Genomic DNA, 20,214 nt, shown 5'->3' with positions numbered 1-20,214 from the left:
GACGGTAACTGTCTGTCAGGCTTTAGCTGACCGCCAGATTACGACCCTGACGTTTGGCGCTGTACATGTTGGCATCGGCCACCTGCAACATGCGGGATGGGTCAAAACCGGTTTCGCAATAGGCGACACCGAAGCTGGCGCTCAGCCCGATCTTGTCGCCATCTGTGGTCGTGACCTTCAGGTTGGCGATGGCGATGCGGATTTTTTCCGCGGCCTCGGTAATGTCCTGCCGTTTGAGGAAGGGCAGGAACATTGCAAATTCCTCGCCGCCAATACGGCCGGCAATATCGTCATCTGCACTCATGCGCGACACCAACTGGCCAACACGGCGTAGCGCTGCATCGCCAGTGGCATGGCCGTAGGTATCGTTGAGTGTCTTGAAGTAATCGAGATCGAAAAACAGCAGGCCGCCGCTCTTTTGTCCCAGACTTGCCTTTTCCAGTTCGTCCATGAAGGTGGCGCGGTTGAGGATGCCGGTCAGCGGATCAAGACGCGATGACATCCGCAGTTGTTCATAGGCAAAGGCCAACTCGTCGCGCGCTTCTGCCGCTTCCTTGCGGGCCAGACGCAGTCTTGCAGTATTCCAGTAATGAAGGGCCGACATGGGGATTGCGCTTGCAAGCGGGCAGATGATCGTCATGATCAGTCCAGCGCCCGCAAGCTTGCCTCCCATCATGGGAACGAATGTCACAGATATCAGCAGGGTCACGCCTAATGCGAATATTCCCGTGGCCAGAGCCTTGAGTGTGATAATCCGAAAATCAATCATTGATCTTTTGGTTCCATCCGATCCGGGACTAACCATGCCGCAGTTTTAAATTGTCTGAACGGAACCGTTAAATTGCGACGTTTTCGTATTTAATTGGTGCATTATCCACTAGCATGGTTTTTGACCCCTCTTGTGACGGCTCAAATCCTCATCGCCGATGGAATGCATGTTCTCTTGCCCGCCGAACAGCTAAGGTTCTAAGTTGCTGTTGTTGCATAAACGGGAATGATTCATGTCGCTCAGGCTTGCCACTTTCAACATCGAAAACCTGCTCACCCGCTTTGATTTTACAGGCTTTCGCAACCAGACCCGCCGCGACAGGGCGATGCAGCTTTTCGAGATCCGTGACGAGGCGACCTATCAGGCCCTGGAAAGCGCGCGTCTGGTATCTTCTACCGACGATACCCGCCAGCTTTCAGCGCTGGCGATAGCTGACGCGGATGCCGACATCCTCTGCCTGCAGGAAGTGGACAACATGGCGGCCTTGCAGGCCTTCGAATATGGCTATCTGTTTCGTATGGTCGGTAACGGCTATCGCCAGAAATATCTGGTGGAGGGCAATGACAGCCGCGGCATCGATGTCGCCGTCATCATGCGTGAGGAAACCCGCGACGGGCAACGTATCGAACTGGTGGATATCAAAAGCCATGCGGCACTGACTTACCGCGACCTGCATCTCTTTAACGCCGATATCTCAGTCACCAACCAGCCGGATGACAAGATTTTCAAACGCGACTGCCTGGAGCTTGACCTGCGTATCGGCGGCAAACCCTTTACGCTTTACGTGGTGCATCTGAAATCGATGACCAATTCGCGTGAATCCACGGATGCGCGACTTGGCACCATGGCCATCCGGCATGCCGAACTGAAAGCCGTGCGCCATATTATTGAAAGCCGCTTCGGCGCAGGCAAGGCGCGCGACATGAATTTCGCCATTTGTGGCGACATGAACGACTATCAGGAAAAGGTGCTAATCGACGGTGACCGGCGCAAGGGCTACACCTTTACGCCCGTCAACGAGGATGAAAGCGCGTTGAATGTGCTGAGTGCCGATGGTTTTGCCATCAACCCGATGCTGCGCCGTGATGTGATGGACCGGTGGACGCTGTATCATTCGCGTGGACCACAGGAACAGCATCTGTGCCAGCTTGATTACATCTGGCTATCACCGCGCCTTGCCAGCCTCAATCCACACCAGGTGCCGGACATTATTCGCAATGGCCAGCCGTATCGCACCATTTTTCCGCCGGGGCAGGCGGTGGACCGTTATCCACGCACCGGCTGGGACAGACCCAAGGCATCCGACCATTGCCCTGTCGTGATGACCCTGGATCTGGAATGATGAGCCAGCGCGGCGCTGTCCTGCATAGATTAGGGCTGTGGGGTGGACCGGCGACAATTGGGGGTTCTGGCGAGTAAGTTGTTTCAGGTGTATGTTGTCTTTCAGTTCAAGTTGACTGACTAAAACATGCGAATGGAAGAAACATAAACGCGAGGCCAAAACGATGCCCGGTTCCATTTCTGAGACTGTCGTTGATTATGTACACGCCATGACCTTTGCCGATGAGGACAGGTTACGGGAACTTTTCGATCCGCGAGCCGCCATCGTCGGTAACTATCAGGGCGGTATTGAGTGGCTGTCTCTCAGTGATTTCATCGATCAGATCAAGTCTGTCGATTCTCCGTCACCGGACCATGAGCTCGATTATGAGATTCTTGGCATTGATACCGCTGGCGAGACCGCGTCCGTCAAACTGCGCGATAGTTTTGCAGGGGCGAACTTCACCAATTACCTCTCACTGCTACAAATCGATGGTAAGTGGTTGATCGTTCACAAGCTTTATTATTTGCACGATGAGTAAGGCTTAGCCTCTACAAATCCCCATTTCAGGTTTGCGAACAAAAAAATGCATGTTCGGCATGCTTATTTTCAATTTTCGCTTTACACAGAAAAAGAATCTGGTAATTCCACACGCACTGGATTGCCCTTGTAGCTCAGTTGGTAGAGCACCTGATTTGTAATCAGGGGGTCACGAGTTCGAACCTTGTCGGGGGCACCAGTTTTTCCCTTTAAATCAATGCATTGCAGTTGACGATAGATTGTCGTCAACGTCTCGCGTTCAGTTTGCGAAGACACGATTGCCTGAAGTTGCAGACGTGTCTGATGGCCGCCCGAGTTTGGGCTAGGCGAGAAATTGAACCTTCTGATTCTCCGACTTCCGCTTTCCACAGTTTTGTCGGCATTGTTGGCAAGATGGACATGCGCCTGACAAAATTGCGGTTAAAGCGTGTTTTCCGCTTTGAAATGTCATGGCTGATGGTGGGCTTATCACCTTGGGCATGGCAGGTTTGTCGTGAAAACTGACATCAAGGACTGCCGTCGGGCGTGAAAATTGCGTATGGTCTGCTTCATGCGGGTGGATCGTCGCCCTTGGTGTGAATGCGTAAAACAGGTGCTGTGTTGATCGATCCCTATGTTTTGCTTGGTGTGGCGCGCGATGCGGATGAGGCAGCGATCAAGGCTGCCTATCGCAAGCTGGCAAAAAACGCGCATCCGGATAGTGGCGGTGATACCGAGCAATTCTCCAGCCTGCAAAAAGCCTATGATCTTTTGAAGGACCCGGTGCGCCGCAAGGTGTTCGATGACACCGGTTATGATCCGCAGTTGGCAGATCCGAAGGATCTCAAAGGTTTGCTGATGCTGGAAACACTGGTCAACGAGTTCATTCTGGATGAGCGCGAGCCGGGCAGTTTCGATCCTGTTGCGGCCATGCGCCGCAAGTTGACGGACGATATTCTCAAAAGCCGTTTCCACATTCTCGAGCTTGAGCGTCATCGCACCCGCGTGCGCAAACATATGGACCGGCTGGGCAAAAAGCCGGAAACCGATGTGCTCGGCTCAATGCTGCGCTCTCGCAGCCAATCTATCGCAGAGGCCATTCGTAATGCCGAAGCGCAGATCGAGGCCATCGAGCAGGCCTATACCATGCTGGAAGGCTATTCCTACGAGATCGAGATGATGGAACGCGTCGTGACGCTGAAGGCTGAGGCGGCGGAATAAACCGCCAGCCGCTTGTCTGTCATTGGATTACGGTCCATTGACCAGCGCCAGAATGAGTTGGTGCACCCGGCCACCGGGTGACATTTCCTCCCGGTCGAAATCACTGCTGCGACGGCGCTGTTCGTTGGACAGTTCACCGAGCCGCTTTTGCAAAACTTCGCGAACCTTCTGGCATTTCGGGTCGTTTTCGGCTCTCAGGCCTACACTGTAAGCCTCGATTTTTTGGACCATGTCGAGAATGTGCTCGCCGTGAACGCGTTCATGCGTCTCGACGCCCCGGATAAAGCTTTGCCAGCTGTCTGCCATTGCCCCTGACAGTTTTGTAGCGGGTTTGGGCCAGCTGTAGATGATGGTCAGATTGGGCCGGGCGGAGGCCAGCACACAGGCGCCATCCGGCAGTGGCCGGTAATCCCGGCGCCAGGTCAGTTTGAAGGTGGTGTAGGCGATGGCCTGGCCGGAGCCGGCCTCGGGTCCGCGAGCTCCGATCGACTGGTACAGTTCCATGCCGGTTGAACCGCGCACTGTATAGGGTTTGATCTGTTCAGCCGGGCGCCAGTTGTTGGCGTGAGCGGCAGCGGGCAAAGCCAGCAATGTTAGAAGGGTAGGGATGGCGGCTTTTTTCATGTCGCGGGTCTTGATCACTCGGGGTTCCATATCAGCAACCCACGCACCGACCGCAGGTTTTGTCGAAAGATGTATCGCCAGCCTATCGTAAGGCCGATGTTTGCAAGGCGCGCAGAATATCCATGGCCTCGTTTGCCCTGTCGTGCGGCACGAACACATGGTCATGATGTAAGGCGGCCACCATATTGCAGGCAATGCCTTTGTCAGCCAGTGCAGTGGATACCGCGGCGGTCAGACCGACACCTTCGAGAGACGAATATACCTCAAGAGTAATTCGAGACATTGGCGGCTGGGTCATTGTCAGGTCCAGCGATATAGCTTTGTCGAGCGGCATGATGAGGCTGATGCCCTCGGCTTCGCGGAACGTGGCCAGGTCATTGAGGATAGTATGTTGATCTGCACCGGACGGCGGCAGTGCGCAGAAAATATAGGTCTCTGTATCAAGCGTCGGCGTCATGCCCGCAATCATCCCGGCACGATCCTGAACGACTGCTCCTGTCGATGTATCCGGCGGCAAATTTGTAATCTCCAGCAAATCAAGATGAACCGACGATGGCTTGTCTGTTGTTGATTATCAAGCAACATCAAAGTCGCGTCGATTAGCGGGGCGGCATTCTAAACGAAAAAAGCCCCTGCTTTTCAGCAGAGGCTTTTCGCTGGAGCTGACAAGGGGGATCAGTCGTCCAGCTTGTCGTAATCCAGTTTAGGAGCGGCTTCGAGCGCTTCCTTTGTCGTGTCGACATAGGCCTTCCATGTGCCATTGTCATTCTGGACAGCCACCGAGGCCGGATCGAGCACGACATAGCTCTTGTCGATGCCAAGGAAGCCACCGACGCTGGCAACAAGGCCAATCACCGACTTGCCGTCACCAATCACCACATCTTCAATCTCGCCAATGTCGTCACCGGCTGCGTTGTAGATATCCAAGCCTTCCAACTGGGAGGCGGTCAGATCGGTCTTCTGCACGTTGACGAATTTCAGCGGACCATTTGGCGTCATGCCCATTGTAATGCCCGGGCCGGCCAGAGTGGCGTCAGCGCCAGCGGCTGGAGGGGCGGCAGCGGACGGTGCAGCCGGGGTTGTCGCTGTCTGTGCAAAGGCAACAGAGGAGGTGAGGACTGCAGCAGCAGCCAGTGCGAAAACCTTGTTTTTCATGATGTTTCTTCCCTTTCAGTATGGAACGCTATGTTCGGGGAAGTAACGGACAGGCATTTGTTTTGGTTCCAGCAAAAAATGTAGATTAGAACGTCAGCATGATCTGAAATACGCTATAAGAGGATTGAGATCATGACGCGGTTCCCGAGGGTACAGGTGACAATCATGTCGGATAAAAAACAGGACCATGTGCAGGACAAGGGTGATCCATCTGCTTTGATCGACGAGAGGATCGAACAGTTGGGTGACTGGCGTGGTGCAAAGCTTGCGAAAATTCGCGCACTGATAAAACAGGCGGTGCCCGAGGTAATCGAAGAATGGAAATGGCGCGGCGTGCCTGTTTGGGAACATGCCGGCATTATCTGCACCGGCGAGACCTACAAAAATGTGGTCAAGATGACCTTTGCCCATGGTGCGTCAGTCGCGGACCCCGCCAGGCTGTTTAATTCCAGCCTTGAGGGCAATACACGCCGCGCAATCGATTTTCATGAGGATGATGCAATTGATGAAGAGGCTTTGAAAGCGCTCATTCGTGCGGCCGCAGAGAGAAATGTCTCTCATAAATCAAAATCATCCCGCTCTACGAAAAAAGCGGGATCATCATAAGGCGTCCAGAAAAACTTATGTACGCGACGGGAACGTGCCGGAGAGTTTCTGCTGCACCAGATCAACACTGCCGCGGACATGCAGCATTAGAGGTTTGCCGCCGGAGACTGCCAGCGCCATGGCGATGATAGACACGTCCTCTTCGAATGCACCGACGTAAAGCACCTGTGCCGGATTGACGTAGACGGTTTGATTGTGGGTGTTTTTAAAACCGATCATCATATGAGGCATGTCTCCTTTTTGCTTTGGGTGGAGATATGCCAGCAAGGGGTTGATGCAGGTTTAACGCATAATAGCAAAATACGACTTACGCGACTGCTGGGCATGTGCGCGCCAAATGCTCGGCAAAATTGGCAAATAGAAAGTGAATATCTGCGGCTAATTCTCGGCAACAGCCTTGTCGCTGTCCCATTTGCTGTCGATGAATTTCAGCACGTCGATAATCGAGGTCTTCCATACGCTCCAGACGTGATCGCCGTCAGTGATACGCAATTCCGATGTGCGATTGTCAGCCTGTAATGTTTCATGCAGGGCAACGGCGCCGCGCCAGAGATAAAAGCCGTCATCGTCGCCACCCGTTAGATAGGTGGCCGGCAAGTCCTGTCCTTCCACGACATGTTGCGCGACCAGAGTGAATAGGTTCTTTTCATTGAACAACCGCGCGTCGAATGGCGTGCCAAAAGCGCCGGAGAAATGATCGCCGGTTGATGGCAGGACGATACCGCTGGTGATCGTCGTGCGGTCAACCCGATGGAAAAAGGCGCTGTCCTGAATGAGCTTGAGTTCGGCGGGCGTTTTATCGAGATCTTCGGCTGGCACGTTTTGCCAGATTGCGCCGGACATGCTGGCAACAGCTGTGAAAAGATCTTCGTGGTCATAGGCAAGACGCAGTGCGCCAAACCCACCCATAGACAGGCCAGCTATGGCGCGACCCTGCTTGTCCTGACGAACAGGAAGCGTTTTTTCCACATGCGAGCGAAGGTCGCCCGTTATGGCTGTCTCGTAATCGCCCGGTCCGCCAACGGCTGATGAATCGACATACCAGCTGTTCTTTGCGCCCGGCATGACCACGACCAGCGGACGGATGGTGCCTGAGGCGATCATGCCATCCAGTGTTTTCTGGATGTTGCCGAGATCGCGCCAGCTGTTCTGGTCTCCATCATGGCCGTGCAACAGGTAAAGCACCGGCCAGCCATTTTCCGGCGGCTCGCCATCTGGTCGATAGATGTTGACTGAGAGATCGGCGCCAAGCGCCTTGCTGCTGAAGGTGGCGTCTTCGATCTGCCCGGCAAAGGCAGATCCGCAGGACAGCAAAAGGCAAAGGGTTGCCAGATTTTTTTGCGTCATGCCGTCTCTCCCTTGCGGGTTCGCGGGTTCCCAACAAAGTTCAGGAACGTTTACGAGCAGGTTGGGTTCCTACGCTGCATGTTTGTGGTTAACGACCCGGTTTGCCGGTCTTGCCTTTTGTGCGGCCCTTGCGCTGTTTTTCGTCCACGGCATCTTCATAGGAACCGACGCCGGGTTTGGCACGAGTGATTGGGCGAGGGTCGTCAGTGCGTTTTTCCGGCTGGCCTTCGAGAAGCGGTGAGAACCGCTTGCCGCCCTCACTTGCGGGTTTTTCAGGAACGTCACCACGCACTGGCTTTTCAGTTCGGCCAACCGTCATTTCGTCGAGCGTGTTCTTGCGGAACAACGGCTTGGCGGTGTCCGTGCCCGGTCCCATGTCATCCAGCGATGGTTTCTGGAACAGGGATTCACGGGTGGCCTGCGCGGCGCGTCTGATGCCTTCCTGCGCCTTGGATTCTTCCTTGGCGATAGGGTCGTCCATGGCCGCCAGTTCGACAGCCTTGAGGCGCTTGATTTCGTCGCGCAGACGGGCGGCCTTTTCGAAGTCGAGATCGGCTGCTGCGTCGCGCATCTGTTTTTCCAGCGCGTTGAGATGTGCCTGCAAGTTGGCACCGACCAGATGGCCGCCATCGGCAAAGCCTTTGCCAGAAACGCCAGAAATATCAGCCCTCACGTGATCTTTCTCATAAACTGAATCAAGAATATCCGAGATGCGCGCCTTGACCGATTCCGGCGTAATGCCGTGTTCGGTATTGTAGGCCATCTGCTTTTCACGGCGGCGGCTGGTTTCTTCCATGGCGCGTTTCATCGAACCGGTGATGTTATCCGCATAGAGGATAACCTTGCCATCGACGTTACGGGCAGCACGGCCGATCGTCTGAATGAGCGATGTTTCCGAACGCAGGAAACCTTCCTTGTCGGCGTCGAGAATGGCGACAAAACCGCATTCTGGAATGTCGAGACCTTCGCGCAGCAGGTTGATACCAACCAGCACGTCAAAGGCACCAAGACGCAGGTCACGGATGATTTCGATACGCTCCAGCGTGTCGATGTCCGAGTGCATGTAGCGCACGCGTACGCCTTGCTCGTGCAGATATTCGGTCAGGTCTTCCGCCATGCGTTTGGTCAGAACGGTCACCAGTGTGCGGTAACCGGCCTGCGCAGTCTCGCGGATTTCACCCAACACATCGTCAACCTGAGTGCGGGCAGAACGAACCTCGACCGGCGGATCGATAAGGCCGGTGGGGCGAATGACCTGTTCGGCAAAAACGCCGCCGGATTCTTCCATTTCCCAAGAGCCAGGTGTGGCGGACACAGCGATGGTTGGTGGGCGCATTGCGTCCCATTCCTCGAACCGCAGTGGACGGTTGTCCATGCAGGAGGGCAGGCGGAAGCCATATTCCGCCAGCGTTGCCTTGCGACGGAAGTCGCCTCGGTACATGCCGCCAATCTGGCTGACGGAGACGTGGCTTTCGTCGATGAATAGCAGCGCGTTGTCAGGGATATATTCAAACAGCGTCGGTGGTGGCTCACCGGGATTACGGCCGGTGAGGTAACGGGAATAGTTTTCGATACCGGCGCAGGAGCCGGTGGCCTCCAGCATTTCGATATCGTAACGGGTGCGCTGTTCCAGACGCTGCGCTTCGAGCAGACGGCCAGCCTTTTCCAGTTCGGCAAGGCGGCCTTTCAGCTCTTCCTTGATCGACTTGATGGCGCCATTCAGCGTCGGGCGCGGCGTGACATAGTGCGAATTGGCGTAAATCTTCACCGATTGCAGATCGCCGGTTTTCTGACCGGTCAATGGATCGAATTCGGTGATGGTTTCGATTTCGTCGCCCCACATGGAAATGCGCCAGGCAGCATCTTCCAAGTGGGCCGGGAAGATTTCAATCGTGTCACCGCGCACACGGAAGGAACCACGCACGAAGTTGATGTCCTGCCGTTTATATTGCTGTGCCACGAGGTCGGCCAGAAGCTGACGCTGGTCCAACTTGTCGCCCACCTGCATCTGGAAGGTCATGGCGGTGTAGGTTTCCACCGAGCCAATACCGTAAATGCAGGAAACAGAAGCGACGATGATACAGTCATCACGCTCCAAAATGGCGCGGGTGGCGGAGTGGCGCATACGGTCGATCTGTTCGTTGATCGACGATTCCTTTTCTATGAAGGTATCCGAGCGCGGCACATAGGCTTCTGGCTGATAATAATCGTAGTAGGAAACGAAATATTCCACCGCATTGTCGGGGAAGAAGTTCTTGAACTCGGAATAAAGCTGTGCGGCCAGCGTCTTGTTCGGGGCAAGAATAACCGCAGGGCGCTGGGTTGCCTCAATCACCTTGGCCATGGTGAAGGTCTTGCCCGAACCGGTCACGCCGAGAAGAACCTGCGAGCGTTCTCCCGAATTGATGCCTTCGACCAGATCGGCAATGGCGGTTGGCTGATCACCGGCAGGTTCGAAATCCGATTGCATGCGGATCGTAATGCCGCCTTCGGATTTGGCCGGGCGAGCGGGACGATGCGGCGTCCACAATTTGCCATCCTTGAACAGCGGATTACCGCTTTCAATCAGCTTCGACAGCGCATCCACCGTGGCCGTGACCGCACCGGTGGCGAGGTTTTCTGCTTCTTCAAGGCTGACATCGAGACCGGCAACCGGGTTCAGACCGGCAGCTGCACGGGTCTTGGGGTCGTTGGATGCGCCAATCGACACACCGCGCGATGTCTTTTGAGATGTGGCCTTGTTGCCTTTTGCAGTCTTGGCCGCTTCATCGATTGCAGCCTTGCGCGCTTCAATCTCTATCTTCTTGCGGTGCTTGCCCGCCTTTGAGGCAATCTCCCGCTGGGTTTCAACCGAGGATGCTTCCGCTTCGGCTTCAAGCTGCTTTACCCAATCGGCCACGCTGCCGGAAAGCGGAGCACCTTCAAAAGGTGCCTGCGGCATTTCAGCAAAGCCATCGGAGCGCGAGGTCTGGTCGGTGGGTTTTTTCGGAGATTTGGCCATGCCCGGAATATGGAGAGAGTCCGCCCAAAAAGGAAGGGGCGGCAATGAAAAAATGAGTACAAAAAGGAAACGTCGCCCCGCATGGAACCGAACGAATGCTGGCGTGTTTTACTCTCCGTTTTCATTGCCGGGCGGCAGGTGAAAGAATGGAGCCGATACCTTCTACATCAGGGCATCTGCTTCGCAAAAAAGCCCAGTACACTTTTTGGCCAGATGCTGTAAGCAAGTGGCCAAATTCCGAAGATGTTCTGTTTTTCGGTTCCGGTTTCCCTCACAATCTCCAAAGGTCGATCATGCCTTTCTCTATCAGCCCTGCCCACATCTGGCCCGTCCTGATGCTCATTGCCTCAAACGTCTTCATGACCTTTGCCTGGTACGGGCATCTCAAGCACAAGGGCAGCGCCCTGTTTCTGGCGATTATGGCCAGCTGGGGCATCGCGTTTTTTGAATATTGTCTGGCGGTCCCTGCCAATCGTATTGGCTCTGAGGTCTATTCGACAGCGCAGCTCAAGACGATGCAGGAAGTCATCACGCTGATCGTATTTGCCGGCTTCTCGATCTTCTGGCTGAAGGAAAGCCTGACCATCAACCACGTTATCGGTTTTGCACTGATTGCGCTGGGTGCGTCATTTATCTTCAGAACCTGACATCGTGCATTTACGGATCTGGGCTGGCTTAATATCTGGCCCAGATTTTTCGAAGCGGCGCGCCGAGGCGTTCGGCAAGCTGCTGATCCTGCTCGTGCGTTGTGTCATCCATATTGGGATTGAGCGCCTCGAGCGCAAAACGCCCAAAGCCAGCGGGCCAGACATAGTCCAACCCATTCAAATTCACGGTCGTGCTACAGCAGGGAGCTTCGGCGGAAAGATTTTTGAATTCGCTGGCAAAGGCCGTGTCCATGGCTTTGCCCCACCAGCCTTCGACATCCGCCTTGCAGTTGGGGCATTTTACACCCGACCAGTTCTCGCCGGGATCATAAAAGCGCACATCGTCCTCAAAATGGCCCGAGACATTTTCGGCCAGCGGCGCCATGGCTTTCAACAATGACACCGCTTGCCCTGACTGTTCGTCCGATGGCTGCCAGTTGGGATCAAGCGGCACGTAGCGTAAAATTGTTTCGGACATTTTCCTCCTCCGGTCAGGCGGCGTCGGCCTTCGCGGCAATGGCTAGTCTTCGTGGGAATCGATCCAGGAAAGTCTCATTCGTATTCCTATATTGAATCCGCTGAACCAAATATCACGTTGATAGATAGAGGTAATTTGCCGCGGTAAATCAATGTGACTGGCCTTTCCTCTCGATTGCTGCTCATATTCTGGCATCCAGTTATGAAGGCGGTATGATGAAAACCAGACCTGCAATGTCAGATGATGCCGAGGGCATGGCAGCCGTGCAAAACGAAATTTTCGCAGCCGGTTTGCGCAAGATGCCCACCGACAAGACGACTATTCTGGCCGCCTATATCGATCCGGAAGACCGCATCCAGTGCATAGTGGCGGAAGACGACGATGGGCGTATTCTCGGGTTTCAATCGCTGCGTCTTGCGAAGGTGGGGAACCCTTGGGATGTGGCTGAAGGTTGGGGCATAATCGGCACCCATGTCAGCCCGCTTGCCGCGCGCAGAGGTGTCGGCTCGGCCTTGTTCAAGGATACGCTGCGTGCTGCGAGAGAATTTGGCCTTCGCAGCATCGATGCCAGCATTGGGGCGGACAATATGTTGGGGCAGGCCTATTATGAGGCCATGGGTTTTCAGACGTACCGCACGCCGGATGGTCTTGTCTGTAAAGCATTTTATCTCTAGGGGCAGAAGAGGCCGGGATGGCTCCCGGCCGCTGTTTTCGTGTTCTTCTGTTCAGGCAGCTTTGGTTTTGCCGATTTTCTGAACTGCAAAATCCAGCACCAGCATGACCAGCAGGCTTAACCCCACCAGCGGGTAGAAAATTCCGCCAATCGCCAGCATCGCAATCAGGCCACGCATGACTCGCTTTTCCTGCGGCATTGGCGGAATGCCAAGCGAGCCCTTGGGGCGACGTTTCCACCACATGACACCACCGGAGACTGCCAATAGCACGGTGGCGAGGCAGGCCAGGGTCAGCACGATCTGGTTTGCCAGACCAAATTGCTGGCCCATATGGGTGTTGATGCTCCATTCGAGAGCCTTGCCCATCGGACCGTAATCCGCATAGCTCATGTCGATCAGTGCTTCGCCGCTATATTGATCGAGGTGGATGACCCGCTGTTTGGACAGGTCGTCGGGATAGATCGAGCCACTATAGACACCGGATGGATTCGTCGGCAGGGCCACGGCGTAACCCGGTGTCAGGCCAAGCTGCTCGAAACGGGCAATGGCTCCGTTTATGCCAATCGTATCGCTCATTGTTGGCGTCTGTTGCGTGGCAGGCATGGTGGCGTGGCCAGCATGACCTTCATGGCCGCTATCACCCTGTCCATGATCATGGCCCTTTGACAGCGGTATCTGTGCTTGCTCCAGCGACCATGAGGTTTTCGAGATGTCATCAAGCTTCTGTCTCGACATAGGCACATCAACGCGCACACCGGATGGATAACCGAAATTGCTGCCATTGGCCCATTCATTGACCTTGCCGCCCCACACACCCGACCATGGCATGCCCGTGGCCGCCAGAAAGACGATGAAGAAGCCGACAAAAATTCCGGTTACGGCATGGGTGTCGCGCCAGAATACCCGTTTTTTCGGTGTGCCGCGGACAGTGAGTACGCCGCCGGTCTGGTTGCGTGGCCACCACAGATATATGCCGGTTGCCACCAGCAGCATGGACCAGCCTGCGGCGATTTCAATGAAATAACGGGCGTAGGTGCCGAAGTATTTCAGGCTGTGCAGATACCGCACGGTCCACATGACGGTGCCGCGATCAGGCAGCGAACCCAACACCTCGCCTGTGTAGGTGTTGACGTAAACGGCCCGTTTTCCCTGTGACGTGCTGACGGTGACTTCCGTCGATGCAGCGGGGTTGTCAGGTGTCGTGTATTTGACCGCCGTGCCAGGAACCGCAGCCAGGGCTGCCGCGACAATCTCGGATGGATTGGCTTTTGGCGCATTCTGCGAGATGTCGATGCGCTTGAGATCGGAATGAATGACATTGTCGATCTCGTCCTTGAACAGATAGAGCGCGCCAGTGACGGCAAGCGTGATCATGAAAGGCAGGACGAACAGACCGGCATAAAAATGCCAGCGCCAGACGGCGCGATAGAGATTGATCGAAGAGGATTGCGCAGGCGGGCGCGGCCCCTCGAAAGAGGTGGTAACGGACATGGATGTCTCCGCAAAATGAAAGGATGACCGGCAGGGCCGGTGTGTTGTTCTTTCAGGCTTGCGTGGAAACGGGTGGTCCGCGAGGCTGCGATTCCCGATTGGGCGGCGTGGCCGGCTGGTCAGCCTGCGGCTGCGCATAGGTAATATCCACCTTTGGCAGAAGGGCTGTTGCCAGTTCGTTTGGTGTGACCAGAAGGGCGGCGGCAGAAACCGATGCCAGGCGACAGAGCGTGCCACAGCAATTATTGGCAGTTTTGCCGGCCGGGTCCTGTTTTTCTGTCGCGCCAGCGGGGGAATGGCTGGAGCAGATAACCTCATCTGCGGCCAGCGCCATGGTAGCCATGTTGCCATGGGCAACGCCATTGGCCAGCCCCTGCAGCAAAAACAGCAGCAGCGCCAGCATGGCGACAGCGCCAGCCGAACTGCGATCCTGCATGATTTTGCGAATGAGCTTCATCGCACCTGACTGGCACAGTTTTTTTGACTTGTCACTGTGACGCTCTGTCCCGTGATCTGCCTTTTTAAACAGTTTTTTTGGGGGGGGGCGGCGGCGCAACTGATGCGCCGCCGGTTGCTTGGTCATTGTCTGTTCATACGGATCGTGGGAAAGGGCAGACCCTCGTCATCGACTGGACTGCAGGAAATTTCCCGAAACCCGTTCCTCAGATAGAACTGCCGTGCATTTTGATTGGCGGCGTAAACATCCAGAGAAAGTCCGCCTTTCAATGTGATCGCATGTGAGAGCAATGCCTTGCCTATGCCATTGCCCTGGTGGGACGTAGACACGAACAGGCCGCCAATAAAGTTATCAATAAGCCCGATGAACCCGATAGGTTCATCCTTCATACACGCCACCCATGTATCGGCTTGTGGCAGATAAATTTCCTCGATCAACTTACGCTGCTGTCGCAGCCGTTGTTCTCCCAGAAATGCATGGGCAGTCATCGATGCTTCAAACCAGATGGACGAAAGCAACTGTTGATCCGAAGGCCCGTAAGCTCGGATGGTAATGTCTATGTTCGACATGATTTTTCCGTAGTGAGTATGCGTAAAAACAGGCCGGCTCAGATTTGAACCAGCTGTGAAACCGCCTGAAGCGGTGCTCATCTAGCTTCTGCGCATAAAACTCCTTCTACAGATTGCCCCAAAAACTACCTTGTCGTGATTTCGATGGCAAGCCCATGGTGATAAGGACGCTTTGGATTACAAATTATCCATGTCTGAAAAAGGCCGCAGTTTCGCTCGATTGCCGCCCGGTTTGCTTGAGAGCCTGTCACTTCCCGAATGTTGGCAGGAGTGGCAGATATGGTTTCCTACTCTCCGACTATGGCTGCGATCCGTTTTGGTTACGGCCTGTCACCTCACGAAAAACAGGGTGAGCGGCTGGATGATCTGCTTGGCCAACTGGCCGATGGCAGCCGATCAGAACCAATGTTTCCCAGAGGTGGCATAGACGAAGCGCGGCAACGCGCCGATGAGCTTGCCGAAGGGTTGAAGGAAATCCGTGCCATTAACAATGGTGGTGAGCGGGATCGCGAAGGGCGAAAGCTTTTGCAACAAAAGGCCAATCAGGCCTTCCAGCGCGATGCCGTGGCACGGGTGACACAGGCGGTGTTTTCGCCATACGGTTTTTACGAGCGCCTGTCCGGCTTCTGGTTCGACCATTTTTCCGTCAATGCCTATAAAACCTTGCCAATGCGGTTGCTGACGCCGCTTTATGAGAGCGAAGCCATTCGCCCGCATCTGGCCGGCTCCTTCCGTGATCTGTTGCAGGCGGCAATCCTTCACCCAGCCATGTTGATCTACCTCGATCAAGACCGGTCAGCTGGCCCGGATTCAGCCGCGGCGCAGAACCGCAGACGCGGGCTCAATGAAAATCTCGGTCGAGAATTGCTGGAACTGCACACGATGGGTGCGGGCAGCGGCTACACCCAGACGGATGTCAGATCCGCCGCACTGGTGCTGACCGGTATGACTGTCAATGACCAGTATGAGATGCTGTTTCGCCCGCGTCTGGCAGAGCCGGGGCAGATCGATGTGCTCGGCGTTTCCTATGGTGGCCGCAAACGGTCGGTTGATGATTGCCTGTCGATGCTGGATGATCTCGCCGCGCGACATGAAACTGCTGAACATATCTGTCGCAAGCTGGTAGTGCATTTCATCGCCGATGAGCCTCCAACTGACATGATCAAGGCCATGATCGATGCCTGGCGGGCGAGCGATGGCAATCTGGCCAAGGTTTATGAGGTGATGGTGTCGCAGCCACGGGCGTGGAGCGACCCCGGCCGCAAGATGAAGCTGCCGTTCGATTATGTGGTGTCCGGTTTACGCGCGCTTGGCATAGACCGCAAAAGTTGGCGTGATATAATGTCTCCCGACGGTGACTCTGCCGATATGGCTGACAATACCACTGCTCGGGCGATGTCGAATGCTGCGCAAAATCCGGGATCTGCATCTGGGACGGATAGCGGATCGGATATGTCTGGCGACATGGCAAAACCTGCGCCTTTGGCAAAAGGTCAAGCGGTGCCGGGCGCCACCGGCAATGTCCGCAAACCCGGACTTGCCCGTAGCATGACGATTGCTGCCCTGAAGCGTATGGGCCAGCCGGTGTGGCAGCCGCCAAGTCCGGCTGGATTTGAAGAGGGGGTAACGACCTGGCTTTCCCCCAGCCAGATCAGCGAACGCATTTTATGGGCGCGAAAAGCCGCCAACAGTCTTGGCCGGGATATCGAGCCGAAAACTCTTTTGCAAAATGCGCTGGCAGATATGGCGCGAGACGACACGATTAAAGTTGTGCAGCAGGCCCCAAACCGGGCCAGCGGCATAACGCTTGTTCTTTCATCCCCGGAATTCAACAGGAGATAGATTATGACTTTCTCTGAAGACATGCTTTTGAGCCGCCGCAGTTTTCTGGCAACGGCCTGCTGTGCCGCTGCCGTGCCGGCTTTTTCGCCGGTCAGTTTTGCAGCCATGCCGGGCGACAACCGTTTCGTGACCATTGTATTGCGTGGTGCGATGGACGGGCTGGACATGGTGCAGCCATTTGGTGATCCGCTGTTTGCCGCCATGCGGCCGAGTTTGGCGATGACGCCCGACAACGGACTGCTCGATCTCGATGGATTCTTTGGCCTGAACCCGGCGGCCGAAGCGCTGATGCCGCTGTGGCAGGGCAAGGAACTTGCCTTCGTGCATGCGGTTTCGACACCATATCGTGATGCGCGCAGCCATTTTGACGGACAGGACATGCTGGAAAGCGGTGGCCAGGTCGTGCATGACGAACGATCCGGCTGGCTGAACCGCGCGCTGTCGACCATTCCGCGCTCTGCCGACCGCAAGGCCATCGACATCAACACTTCAATGGAGCTGATCCTGTCCGGACCCAATGAGGTCGATGTCTGGTCATCGGTGTCCGACATTACCATGCCGGAAGACGAGATCGGTTTCTTGAAACGGCTTTATGCCAATGATCCCGATTTTTCGCGTGTTCTCGGCGAAGCACTCAAAACCGACATGTCGGCCGACATGCTGTTTGAAGATGAAAAACGCGGACAGGGTATTCGGGATGTTGCCAATCTGACGGCAGGTCTGCTGCGTGAGGATTATCGCATTGCCAGTTTCTCGATTGATGGCTGGGATACCCATGCGGGACAGAAGGCCCAATTTGCCCGCACGGTGAAAGACCTGATGATTGCCATCAACACGCTGAAAGACCAGTTGGGTGATGATGTCTGGAAAAAGACGGTTGTCCTTGCCGTGACCGAGTTTGGCCGCACGGTGCGTGAAAACGGGACTGGCGGCACCGACCATGGCACTGGCAGTGTGGCGCTGGTGGCTGGCGGCGACATTGCCGGTGGGCAGGTGCTTGGCAAATGGCCGGGCCTTGATGAAAGCAATCTGCTTGATGACCGTGATCTGATGCCAACCGGTGATGTGCGCGAGGTGGCGGCGGCAATGTTGCAGCGACAATTCGGTGTCAACGTGAATGATCTTACCGCTGGCATTTTTCCTGGCCTGAGCCTCGACAGGGCCTCGCCCTATCTGCGAATGTGAGCCGTCTCCTGCCGGCCTATGAAGCAAAGGGCTTTCGCTAGTCGAAGGCCACTTTCGGAGCATGCCTTAATCCACTCTGGCACAAGTTTGGCTGCGTAAAGCACTTGTATTTGCTGGTGTCCAGATGGAGCGTTGATAGGCATGAATATACAGGTGCATGATAGCCTTGCGAATAATCCGGTAGCACCGGCCAAGGGCCGTCTTTTATCTGTTGTGCGCCCTTCGCGGTCGACAAACCTGATCGTCTGTTTCAACGGTTACGGCAACAAGGCCTATTCCAATCCGGGTGTGCCGTTCGACACCAATCTCGATGGGTACACGGTCATTCCGCAGTACCATGCACATGTCATCTGGTTTGTCGAAGAAAAGACCTCCTGGTATCTCGAGCATGAAGACGAGATCCTTGATCGGCTGATCAAATATGTTGTCGAGAACGGCATTACCCACGTCAAGTTCGTCGGGTGCAGTGCTGGTGCCTATGCTTCGCTTCGATTCGGTATTCTGCTGGACAAGCAACTGGCGATGATTGGCAACAATGCGATGCTGGTATCATTTGCGGTAAACCCGCAGACCGGTTTCCGCCCAGAACTTCTGGCCAAGGTCAAGCAGTCCATCGCGACGCATAACTGGAACCCGAATTCCTACGGCACCGATCCGATCCTGTTGCCGCAGGCCTATTACGACGCCTATGCCCATCGCAAAATCGATATTTCGCAGCTGTTGGCATTGCACAGGCCACGCAACCTTGCGGCCGTTGTTATGCATGATGCGCGCAACCCGATCGAAATGGTGTTCAGTGGCGATATCTTCACCGCCAATTACGTTCTAAACTTCCCGCAGAGCTTTGGTCTTGACCATGGCTCCGGTTGCGCCCGCCTGTGGCGCGAGTTCCTCTGGGAACCGTTTGACAAGGTCGCGCCATTTGGCAAGGCGATGTCAGGCGAAGCAATGCGATTGCTCTGAAAAACAAAACCCTTCCGGTCTGGCTTAGACGGAAGGGTTTTTTCATGTCTGCAACATTCCCTTGGGGGGGAATGCGATTATGCTTCGGCAGGGACCGGTGTCGGCTGGCCGTCATCATCAAGCGCAACCATGATGAAGGTTGCCGCAGTGACCTTTTCCAGCTTGTTATAGCGCGAACGATGTGCCCAGGCTTCGATGCTGAGCGTAATGGATGTGCGGCCGACGCGAACGATATCGGTATAGATGCTCAGCGTGTCACCGATCTTGACCGGTAGCTCAAAGGCCATTTCCTTCACCGATGCGGTGACGACGCGACAGCGAGCACGTTCAGCAGCGCGAATGCCGCTTGCCAAGTCCATTTGTGACATAACCCAGCCACCGAAAATATCTCCGGCCGGATTGGCATCGGCTGGCATGGCGAGAGTGCGAAGTGTCAACTCTCCGGTTGGCTTGGGGGTGTCGGTCATTGCTGTGCTGTCTCCATTCGTCTGGTTATTTTTGCGATTCCGCAAGTCGGTGAAGTTTATGGGATATGTTGGCGACCTGCAATCAATGCCGCACTGGACAATCCGTATTTGCAACCGTTAAGCCGTGCGTCTGGACAAAGCAATTTACGCGATTGGAATGATGATGGATGTGAGAGATTCGAACGGCGCAATCCTGCAGGACGGCGACAATGTTACGCTGATCAAGGACCTGAAGGTCAAGGGCACCTCCGAAACGCTGAAGCGTGGCACAATGATCAAGGGTATCCAGCTAACCGACAATCCGGACGAGGTGAATTGCCGCCATGCCAAGATCAAGGGGCTGGTGCTGCGCACCGAGTTTTTGAAAAAGGCCTGATTGTCTTTTCTGACGATGGGTTTGAAAACAAAAGTCGCGCATCGGGTTCCGCTGCGCGACTTTTTTTATCAGCTATGCGTTGGCGGGGCAGACGTCAAATCCAGATGTCGTTGACGGCGGTGCGCTCTCCACCGCTTTCACCGGTGTTGAGAACACCACGCGGCTCGATGAGCAGCAGTTTCACTTCATTTTCCGCGAAAGGTTTATGTTCGACGCCCTTTGGCACGACAAACATCTCGCCAGCCTTCAAAGTGACGGCGCCGTCACGGAAGTCGATGCGCAGCTCTCCATCCATCACGATAAAGGTTTCGTCGGTCTGTGCGTGCTCATGCCAGATGAAGTCACCGAGAATACGCACGATCTTAAACTGGTAATCGTTCATCTCCGCGACAACGCGCGGCTGCCAGTGCTCGGTCAGCAGCGGGAATTTTTCGTCAAAACGCACGGGTGTATAGGTTTTCTGCATGTCAGGCATCCTGTTGGAAAGCCCTGAGCATTAGGC

The 20,214-nt window shown here is 55.2% G+C and carries 23 protein-coding genes and 1 tRNA gene; 11 read left to right on the top strand and 13 right to left on the bottom strand.

Annotated features, from left to right (window positions below; all coding sequences use genetic code 11):
- Positions 1–22: 22 nt before the first annotated feature.
- Complete coding sequence (locus ACZ5FM_RS10065) at positions 23–769, bottom strand: GGDEF domain-containing protein (protein ID WP_464038586.1); 747 nt, start codon at positions 767–769, stop codon at positions 23–25.
- Positions 770–1,001: 232 nt separating this feature from the next.
- Here ACZ5FM_RS10065 and ACZ5FM_RS10060 point away from each other — a divergent pair, with 232 nt between their 5' ends.
- From ACZ5FM_RS10060 to ACZ5FM_RS10045, 4 genes are all read left to right on the top strand, one after another.
- Entirely contained in the window at positions 1,002–2,111 is a 1,110-nt protein-coding gene (locus ACZ5FM_RS10060; RefSeq protein ID WP_464038585.1) for an endonuclease/exonuclease/phosphatase family protein, read from the top strand.
- A 163-nt stretch (positions 2,112–2,274) separates the two neighbouring features.
- Positions 2,275–2,631: a nuclear transport factor 2 family protein gene (locus tag ACZ5FM_RS10055; protein ID WP_192488598.1), complete on the top strand. Its 357-nt coding sequence runs from the start codon at positions 2,275–2,277 to the stop codon at positions 2,629–2,631.
- Between the two features lie 122 nt (positions 2,632–2,753).
- Positions 2,754–2,829 (top strand) — tRNA-Thr (locus ACZ5FM_RS10050).
- 380 nt (positions 2,830–3,209) lie between these two features.
- Positions 3,210–3,830: a J domain-containing protein gene (locus ACZ5FM_RS10045; protein WP_192488599.1), complete on the top strand. Its 621-nt coding sequence runs from the start codon at positions 3,210–3,212 to the stop codon at positions 3,828–3,830.
- A 27-nt stretch (positions 3,831–3,857) separates the two neighbouring features.
- On the opposite strand, the gene ACZ5FM_RS10040 is transcribed toward ACZ5FM_RS10045, so the two are convergent.
- The 3 genes from ACZ5FM_RS10040 to ACZ5FM_RS10030 all read right to left on the bottom strand — a co-directional run bounded on the left by ACZ5FM_RS10040 (position 3,858) and on the right by ACZ5FM_RS10030 (position 5,609).
- The gene (locus tag ACZ5FM_RS10040) at positions 3,858–4,454 is read right to left on the bottom strand and encodes a DUF922 domain-containing Zn-dependent protease (protein WP_312945994.1); all 597 of its coding nucleotides are present in this window, start codon (positions 4,452–4,454) and stop codon (positions 3,858–3,860) included.
- A gap of 82 nt (positions 4,455–4,536) precedes the next feature.
- Positions 4,537–4,971 carry an ACT domain-containing protein gene (locus ACZ5FM_RS10035; protein WP_464038584.1) on the bottom strand — a complete coding sequence of 145 codons (435 nt, stop codon included), beginning with the start codon at positions 4,969–4,971 and terminating at the stop codon, positions 4,537–4,539.
- Between the two features lie 158 nt (positions 4,972–5,129).
- Positions 5,130–5,609: a PRC-barrel domain-containing protein gene (locus ACZ5FM_RS10030; protein ID WP_464038583.1), complete on the bottom strand. Its 480-nt coding sequence runs from the start codon at positions 5,607–5,609 to the stop codon at positions 5,130–5,132.
- A 165-nt stretch (positions 5,610–5,774) separates the two neighbouring features.
- On the opposite strand from ACZ5FM_RS10030, the gene ACZ5FM_RS10025 reads away from it, so the two are divergent.
- A complete protein-coding gene (locus tag ACZ5FM_RS10025; RefSeq protein ID WP_464038582.1) occupies positions 5,775–6,215 on the top strand; it encodes a DUF1801 domain-containing protein in 441 nt (146 codons plus the stop codon).
- Positions 6,216–6,230: 15 nt separating this feature from the next.
- Here the strand turns inward: ACZ5FM_RS10025 and ACZ5FM_RS10020 are convergent, their stop codons facing one another.
- The 3 genes from ACZ5FM_RS10020 to uvrB form a co-directional block, all read right to left on the bottom strand.
- The gene (locus ACZ5FM_RS10020) at positions 6,231–6,437 is read right to left on the bottom strand and encodes a hypothetical protein (RefSeq protein WP_192488602.1); all 207 of its coding nucleotides are present in this window, start codon (positions 6,435–6,437) and stop codon (positions 6,231–6,233) included.
- A gap of 156 nt (positions 6,438–6,593) precedes the next feature.
- Positions 6,594–7,562 (bottom strand): alpha/beta hydrolase, encoded by a 969-nt coding sequence (locus ACZ5FM_RS10015; protein WP_464038581.1) that lies wholly within the window; start codon positions 7,560–7,562, stop codon positions 6,594–6,596.
- 88 nt (positions 7,563–7,650) lie between these two features.
- The gene (uvrB, locus tag ACZ5FM_RS10010; RefSeq protein WP_250981797.1) at positions 7,651–10,563 is read right to left on the bottom strand and encodes an excinuclease ABC subunit UvrB; all 2,913 of its coding nucleotides are present in this window, start codon (positions 10,561–10,563) and stop codon (positions 7,651–7,653) included.
- 293 nt (positions 10,564–10,856) lie between these two features.
- On the opposite strand from uvrB, the gene ACZ5FM_RS10005 reads away from it, so the two are divergent.
- Positions 10,857–11,210: a DMT family protein gene (locus ACZ5FM_RS10005; protein ID WP_250981796.1), complete on the top strand. Its 354-nt coding sequence runs from the start codon at positions 10,857–10,859 to the stop codon at positions 11,208–11,210.
- A gap of 28 nt (positions 11,211–11,238) precedes the next feature.
- Here the strand turns inward: ACZ5FM_RS10005 and ACZ5FM_RS10000 are convergent, their stop codons facing one another.
- Positions 11,239–11,688, bottom strand: a complete 450-nt coding sequence (locus ACZ5FM_RS10000; RefSeq protein ID WP_464038580.1) for a hypothetical protein — start codon at positions 11,686–11,688, stop codon at positions 11,239–11,241.
- 215 nt (positions 11,689–11,903) lie between these two features.
- Here ACZ5FM_RS10000 and ACZ5FM_RS09995 point away from each other — a divergent pair, with 215 nt between their 5' ends.
- Positions 11,904–12,362: an N-acetyltransferase family protein gene (locus ACZ5FM_RS09995; RefSeq protein ID WP_464040450.1), complete on the top strand. Its 459-nt coding sequence runs from the start codon at positions 11,904–11,906 to the stop codon at positions 12,360–12,362.
- Positions 12,363–12,413: 51 nt separating this feature from the next.
- On the opposite strand, the gene ACZ5FM_RS09990 is transcribed toward ACZ5FM_RS09995, so the two are convergent.
- The 3 genes from ACZ5FM_RS09990 to ACZ5FM_RS09980 are packed head-to-tail and all read right to left on the bottom strand — an operon-like array spanning position 12,414 to position 14,960.
- Positions 12,414–13,853: a PepSY-associated TM helix domain-containing protein gene (locus ACZ5FM_RS09990; RefSeq protein WP_464038578.1), complete on the bottom strand. Its 1,440-nt coding sequence runs from the start codon at positions 13,851–13,853 to the stop codon at positions 12,414–12,416.
- 52 nt (positions 13,854–13,905) lie between these two features.
- Positions 13,906–14,436 carry a DUF2946 family protein gene (locus ACZ5FM_RS09985; RefSeq protein WP_464038577.1) on the bottom strand — a complete coding sequence of 177 codons (531 nt, stop codon included), beginning with the start codon at positions 14,434–14,436 and terminating at the stop codon, positions 13,906–13,908.
- Positions 14,433–14,960 carry a GNAT family N-acetyltransferase gene (locus tag ACZ5FM_RS09980; protein WP_352230530.1) on the bottom strand — a complete coding sequence of 176 codons (528 nt, stop codon included), beginning with the start codon at positions 14,958–14,960 and terminating at the stop codon, positions 14,433–14,435. Before ACZ5FM_RS09980 ends, ACZ5FM_RS09985 begins: the two co-directional genes overlap by 4 nt.
- A 198-nt stretch (positions 14,961–15,158) precedes the next feature.
- Between ACZ5FM_RS09980 and ACZ5FM_RS09975 the strand changes: the two genes are divergently transcribed.
- From ACZ5FM_RS09975 to ACZ5FM_RS09965, 3 genes are all read left to right on the top strand, one after another.
- Entirely contained in the window at positions 15,159–16,721 is a 1,563-nt protein-coding gene (locus ACZ5FM_RS09975; RefSeq protein ID WP_464038576.1) for a DUF1800 domain-containing protein, read from the top strand.
- A 3-nt stretch (positions 16,722–16,724) separates the two neighbouring features.
- On the top strand, positions 16,725–17,906 hold the full coding sequence (locus ACZ5FM_RS09970) for a DUF1501 domain-containing protein (RefSeq protein WP_464038575.1): 1,182 nt from the start codon (positions 16,725–16,727) through the stop codon (positions 17,904–17,906).
- 141 nt (positions 17,907–18,047) lie between these two features.
- Positions 18,048–18,869 carry a hypothetical protein gene (locus ACZ5FM_RS09965; RefSeq protein ID WP_464038574.1) on the top strand — a complete coding sequence of 274 codons (822 nt, stop codon included), beginning with the start codon at positions 18,048–18,050 and terminating at the stop codon, positions 18,867–18,869.
- 77 nt (positions 18,870–18,946) lie between these two features.
- Here ACZ5FM_RS09965 and ACZ5FM_RS09960 read toward each other — a convergent pair whose 3' ends face one another.
- Complete coding sequence (locus ACZ5FM_RS09960; RefSeq protein WP_250981789.1) at positions 18,947–19,336, bottom strand: acyl-CoA thioesterase; 390 nt, start codon at positions 19,334–19,336, stop codon at positions 18,947–18,949.
- A gap of 163 nt (positions 19,337–19,499) precedes the next feature.
- On the opposite strand from ACZ5FM_RS09960, the gene ACZ5FM_RS09955 reads away from it, so the two are divergent.
- The gene (locus ACZ5FM_RS09955; protein ID WP_192488613.1) at positions 19,500–19,712 is read left to right on the top strand and encodes an alkylphosphonate utilization protein; all 213 of its coding nucleotides are present in this window, start codon (positions 19,500–19,502) and stop codon (positions 19,710–19,712) included.
- 94 nt (positions 19,713–19,806) lie between these two features.
- Here ACZ5FM_RS09955 and ACZ5FM_RS09950 read toward each other — a convergent pair whose 3' ends face one another.
- Positions 19,807–20,178, bottom strand: a complete 372-nt coding sequence (locus ACZ5FM_RS09950; protein WP_464038573.1) for a cupin domain-containing protein — start codon at positions 20,176–20,178, stop codon at positions 19,807–19,809.
- Positions 20,179–20,214: the final 36 nt, after the last annotated feature.

It is taken from the genome of Agrobacterium sp. 5Ca50, from assembly GCF_055381905.1.
This window is presented reverse-complemented; position numbering and strand designations above follow the sequence as displayed.

Excerpts from the sequence above, each read along its gene's own strand:
- ACZ5FM_RS10065 (WP_464038586.1), bottom strand. The coding sequence starts at position 769 with ATGATTGATTTTCGGATTATCACACTCAAGGCTCTGGCCACGGGAATA.
- ACZ5FM_RS10060 (WP_464038585.1), top strand. The coding sequence starts at position 1,002 with ATGTCGCTCAGGCTTGCCACTTTCAACATCGAAAACCTGCTCACCCGC.
- ACZ5FM_RS10055 (WP_192488598.1), top strand. The coding sequence starts at position 2,275 with ATGCCCGGTTCCATTTCTGAGACTGTCGTTGATTATGTACACGCCATG.
- ACZ5FM_RS10045 (WP_192488599.1), top strand. The coding sequence starts at position 3,210 with ATGCGTAAAACAGGTGCTGTGTTGATCGATCCCTATGTTTTGCTTGGT.
- ACZ5FM_RS10040 (WP_312945994.1), bottom strand. The coding sequence starts at position 4,454 with ATGAAAAAAGCCGCCATCCCTACCCTTCTAACATTGCTGGCTTTGCCC.
- ACZ5FM_RS10030 (WP_464038583.1), bottom strand. The coding sequence starts at position 5,609 with ATGAAAAACAAGGTTTTCGCACTGGCTGCTGCTGCAGTCCTCACCTCC.
- ACZ5FM_RS10025 (WP_464038582.1), top strand. The coding sequence starts at position 5,775 with ATGTCGGATAAAAAACAGGACCATGTGCAGGACAAGGGTGATCCATCT.
- ACZ5FM_RS10020 (WP_192488602.1), bottom strand. The coding sequence starts at position 6,437 with ATGATGATCGGTTTTAAAAACACCCACAATCAAACCGTCTACGTCAAT.
- ACZ5FM_RS10015 (WP_464038581.1), bottom strand. The coding sequence starts at position 7,562 with ATGACGCAAAAAAATCTGGCAACCCTTTGCCTTTTGCTGTCCTGCGGA.
- uvrB (WP_250981797.1), bottom strand. The coding sequence starts at position 10,563 with ATGGCCAAATCTCCGAAAAAACCCACCGACCAGACCTCGCGCTCCGAT.
- ACZ5FM_RS10005 (WP_250981796.1), top strand. The coding sequence starts at position 10,857 with ATGCCTTTCTCTATCAGCCCTGCCCACATCTGGCCCGTCCTGATGCTC.
- ACZ5FM_RS10000 (WP_464038580.1), bottom strand. The coding sequence starts at position 11,688 with ATGTCCGAAACAATTTTACGCTACGTGCCGCTTGATCCCAACTGGCAG.
- ACZ5FM_RS09995 (WP_464040450.1), top strand. The coding sequence starts at position 11,904 with ATGAAAACCAGACCTGCAATGTCAGATGATGCCGAGGGCATGGCAGCC.
- ACZ5FM_RS09990 (WP_464038578.1), bottom strand. The coding sequence starts at position 13,853 with ATGTCCGTTACCACCTCTTTCGAGGGGCCGCGCCCGCCTGCGCAATCC.
- ACZ5FM_RS09985 (WP_464038577.1), bottom strand. The coding sequence starts at position 14,436 with ATGACCAAGCAACCGGCGGCGCATCAGTTGCGCCGCCGCCCCCCCCCA.
- ACZ5FM_RS09980 (WP_352230530.1), bottom strand. The coding sequence starts at position 14,960 with ATGAGCACCGCTTCAGGCGGTTTCACAGCTGGTTCAAATCTGAGCCGG.
- ACZ5FM_RS09975 (WP_464038576.1), top strand. The coding sequence starts at position 15,159 with ATGGTTTCCTACTCTCCGACTATGGCTGCGATCCGTTTTGGTTACGGC.
- ACZ5FM_RS09970 (WP_464038575.1), top strand. The coding sequence starts at position 16,725 with ATGACTTTCTCTGAAGACATGCTTTTGAGCCGCCGCAGTTTTCTGGCA.
- ACZ5FM_RS09965 (WP_464038574.1), top strand. The coding sequence starts at position 18,048 with ATGAATATACAGGTGCATGATAGCCTTGCGAATAATCCGGTAGCACCG.
- ACZ5FM_RS09960 (WP_250981789.1), bottom strand. The coding sequence starts at position 19,336 with ATGACCGACACCCCCAAGCCAACCGGAGAGTTGACACTTCGCACTCTC.
- ACZ5FM_RS09955 (WP_192488613.1), top strand. The coding sequence starts at position 19,500 with ATGGATGTGAGAGATTCGAACGGCGCAATCCTGCAGGACGGCGACAAT.
- ACZ5FM_RS09950 (WP_464038573.1), bottom strand. The coding sequence starts at position 20,178 with ATGCAGAAAACCTATACACCCGTGCGTTTTGACGAAAAATTCCCGCTG.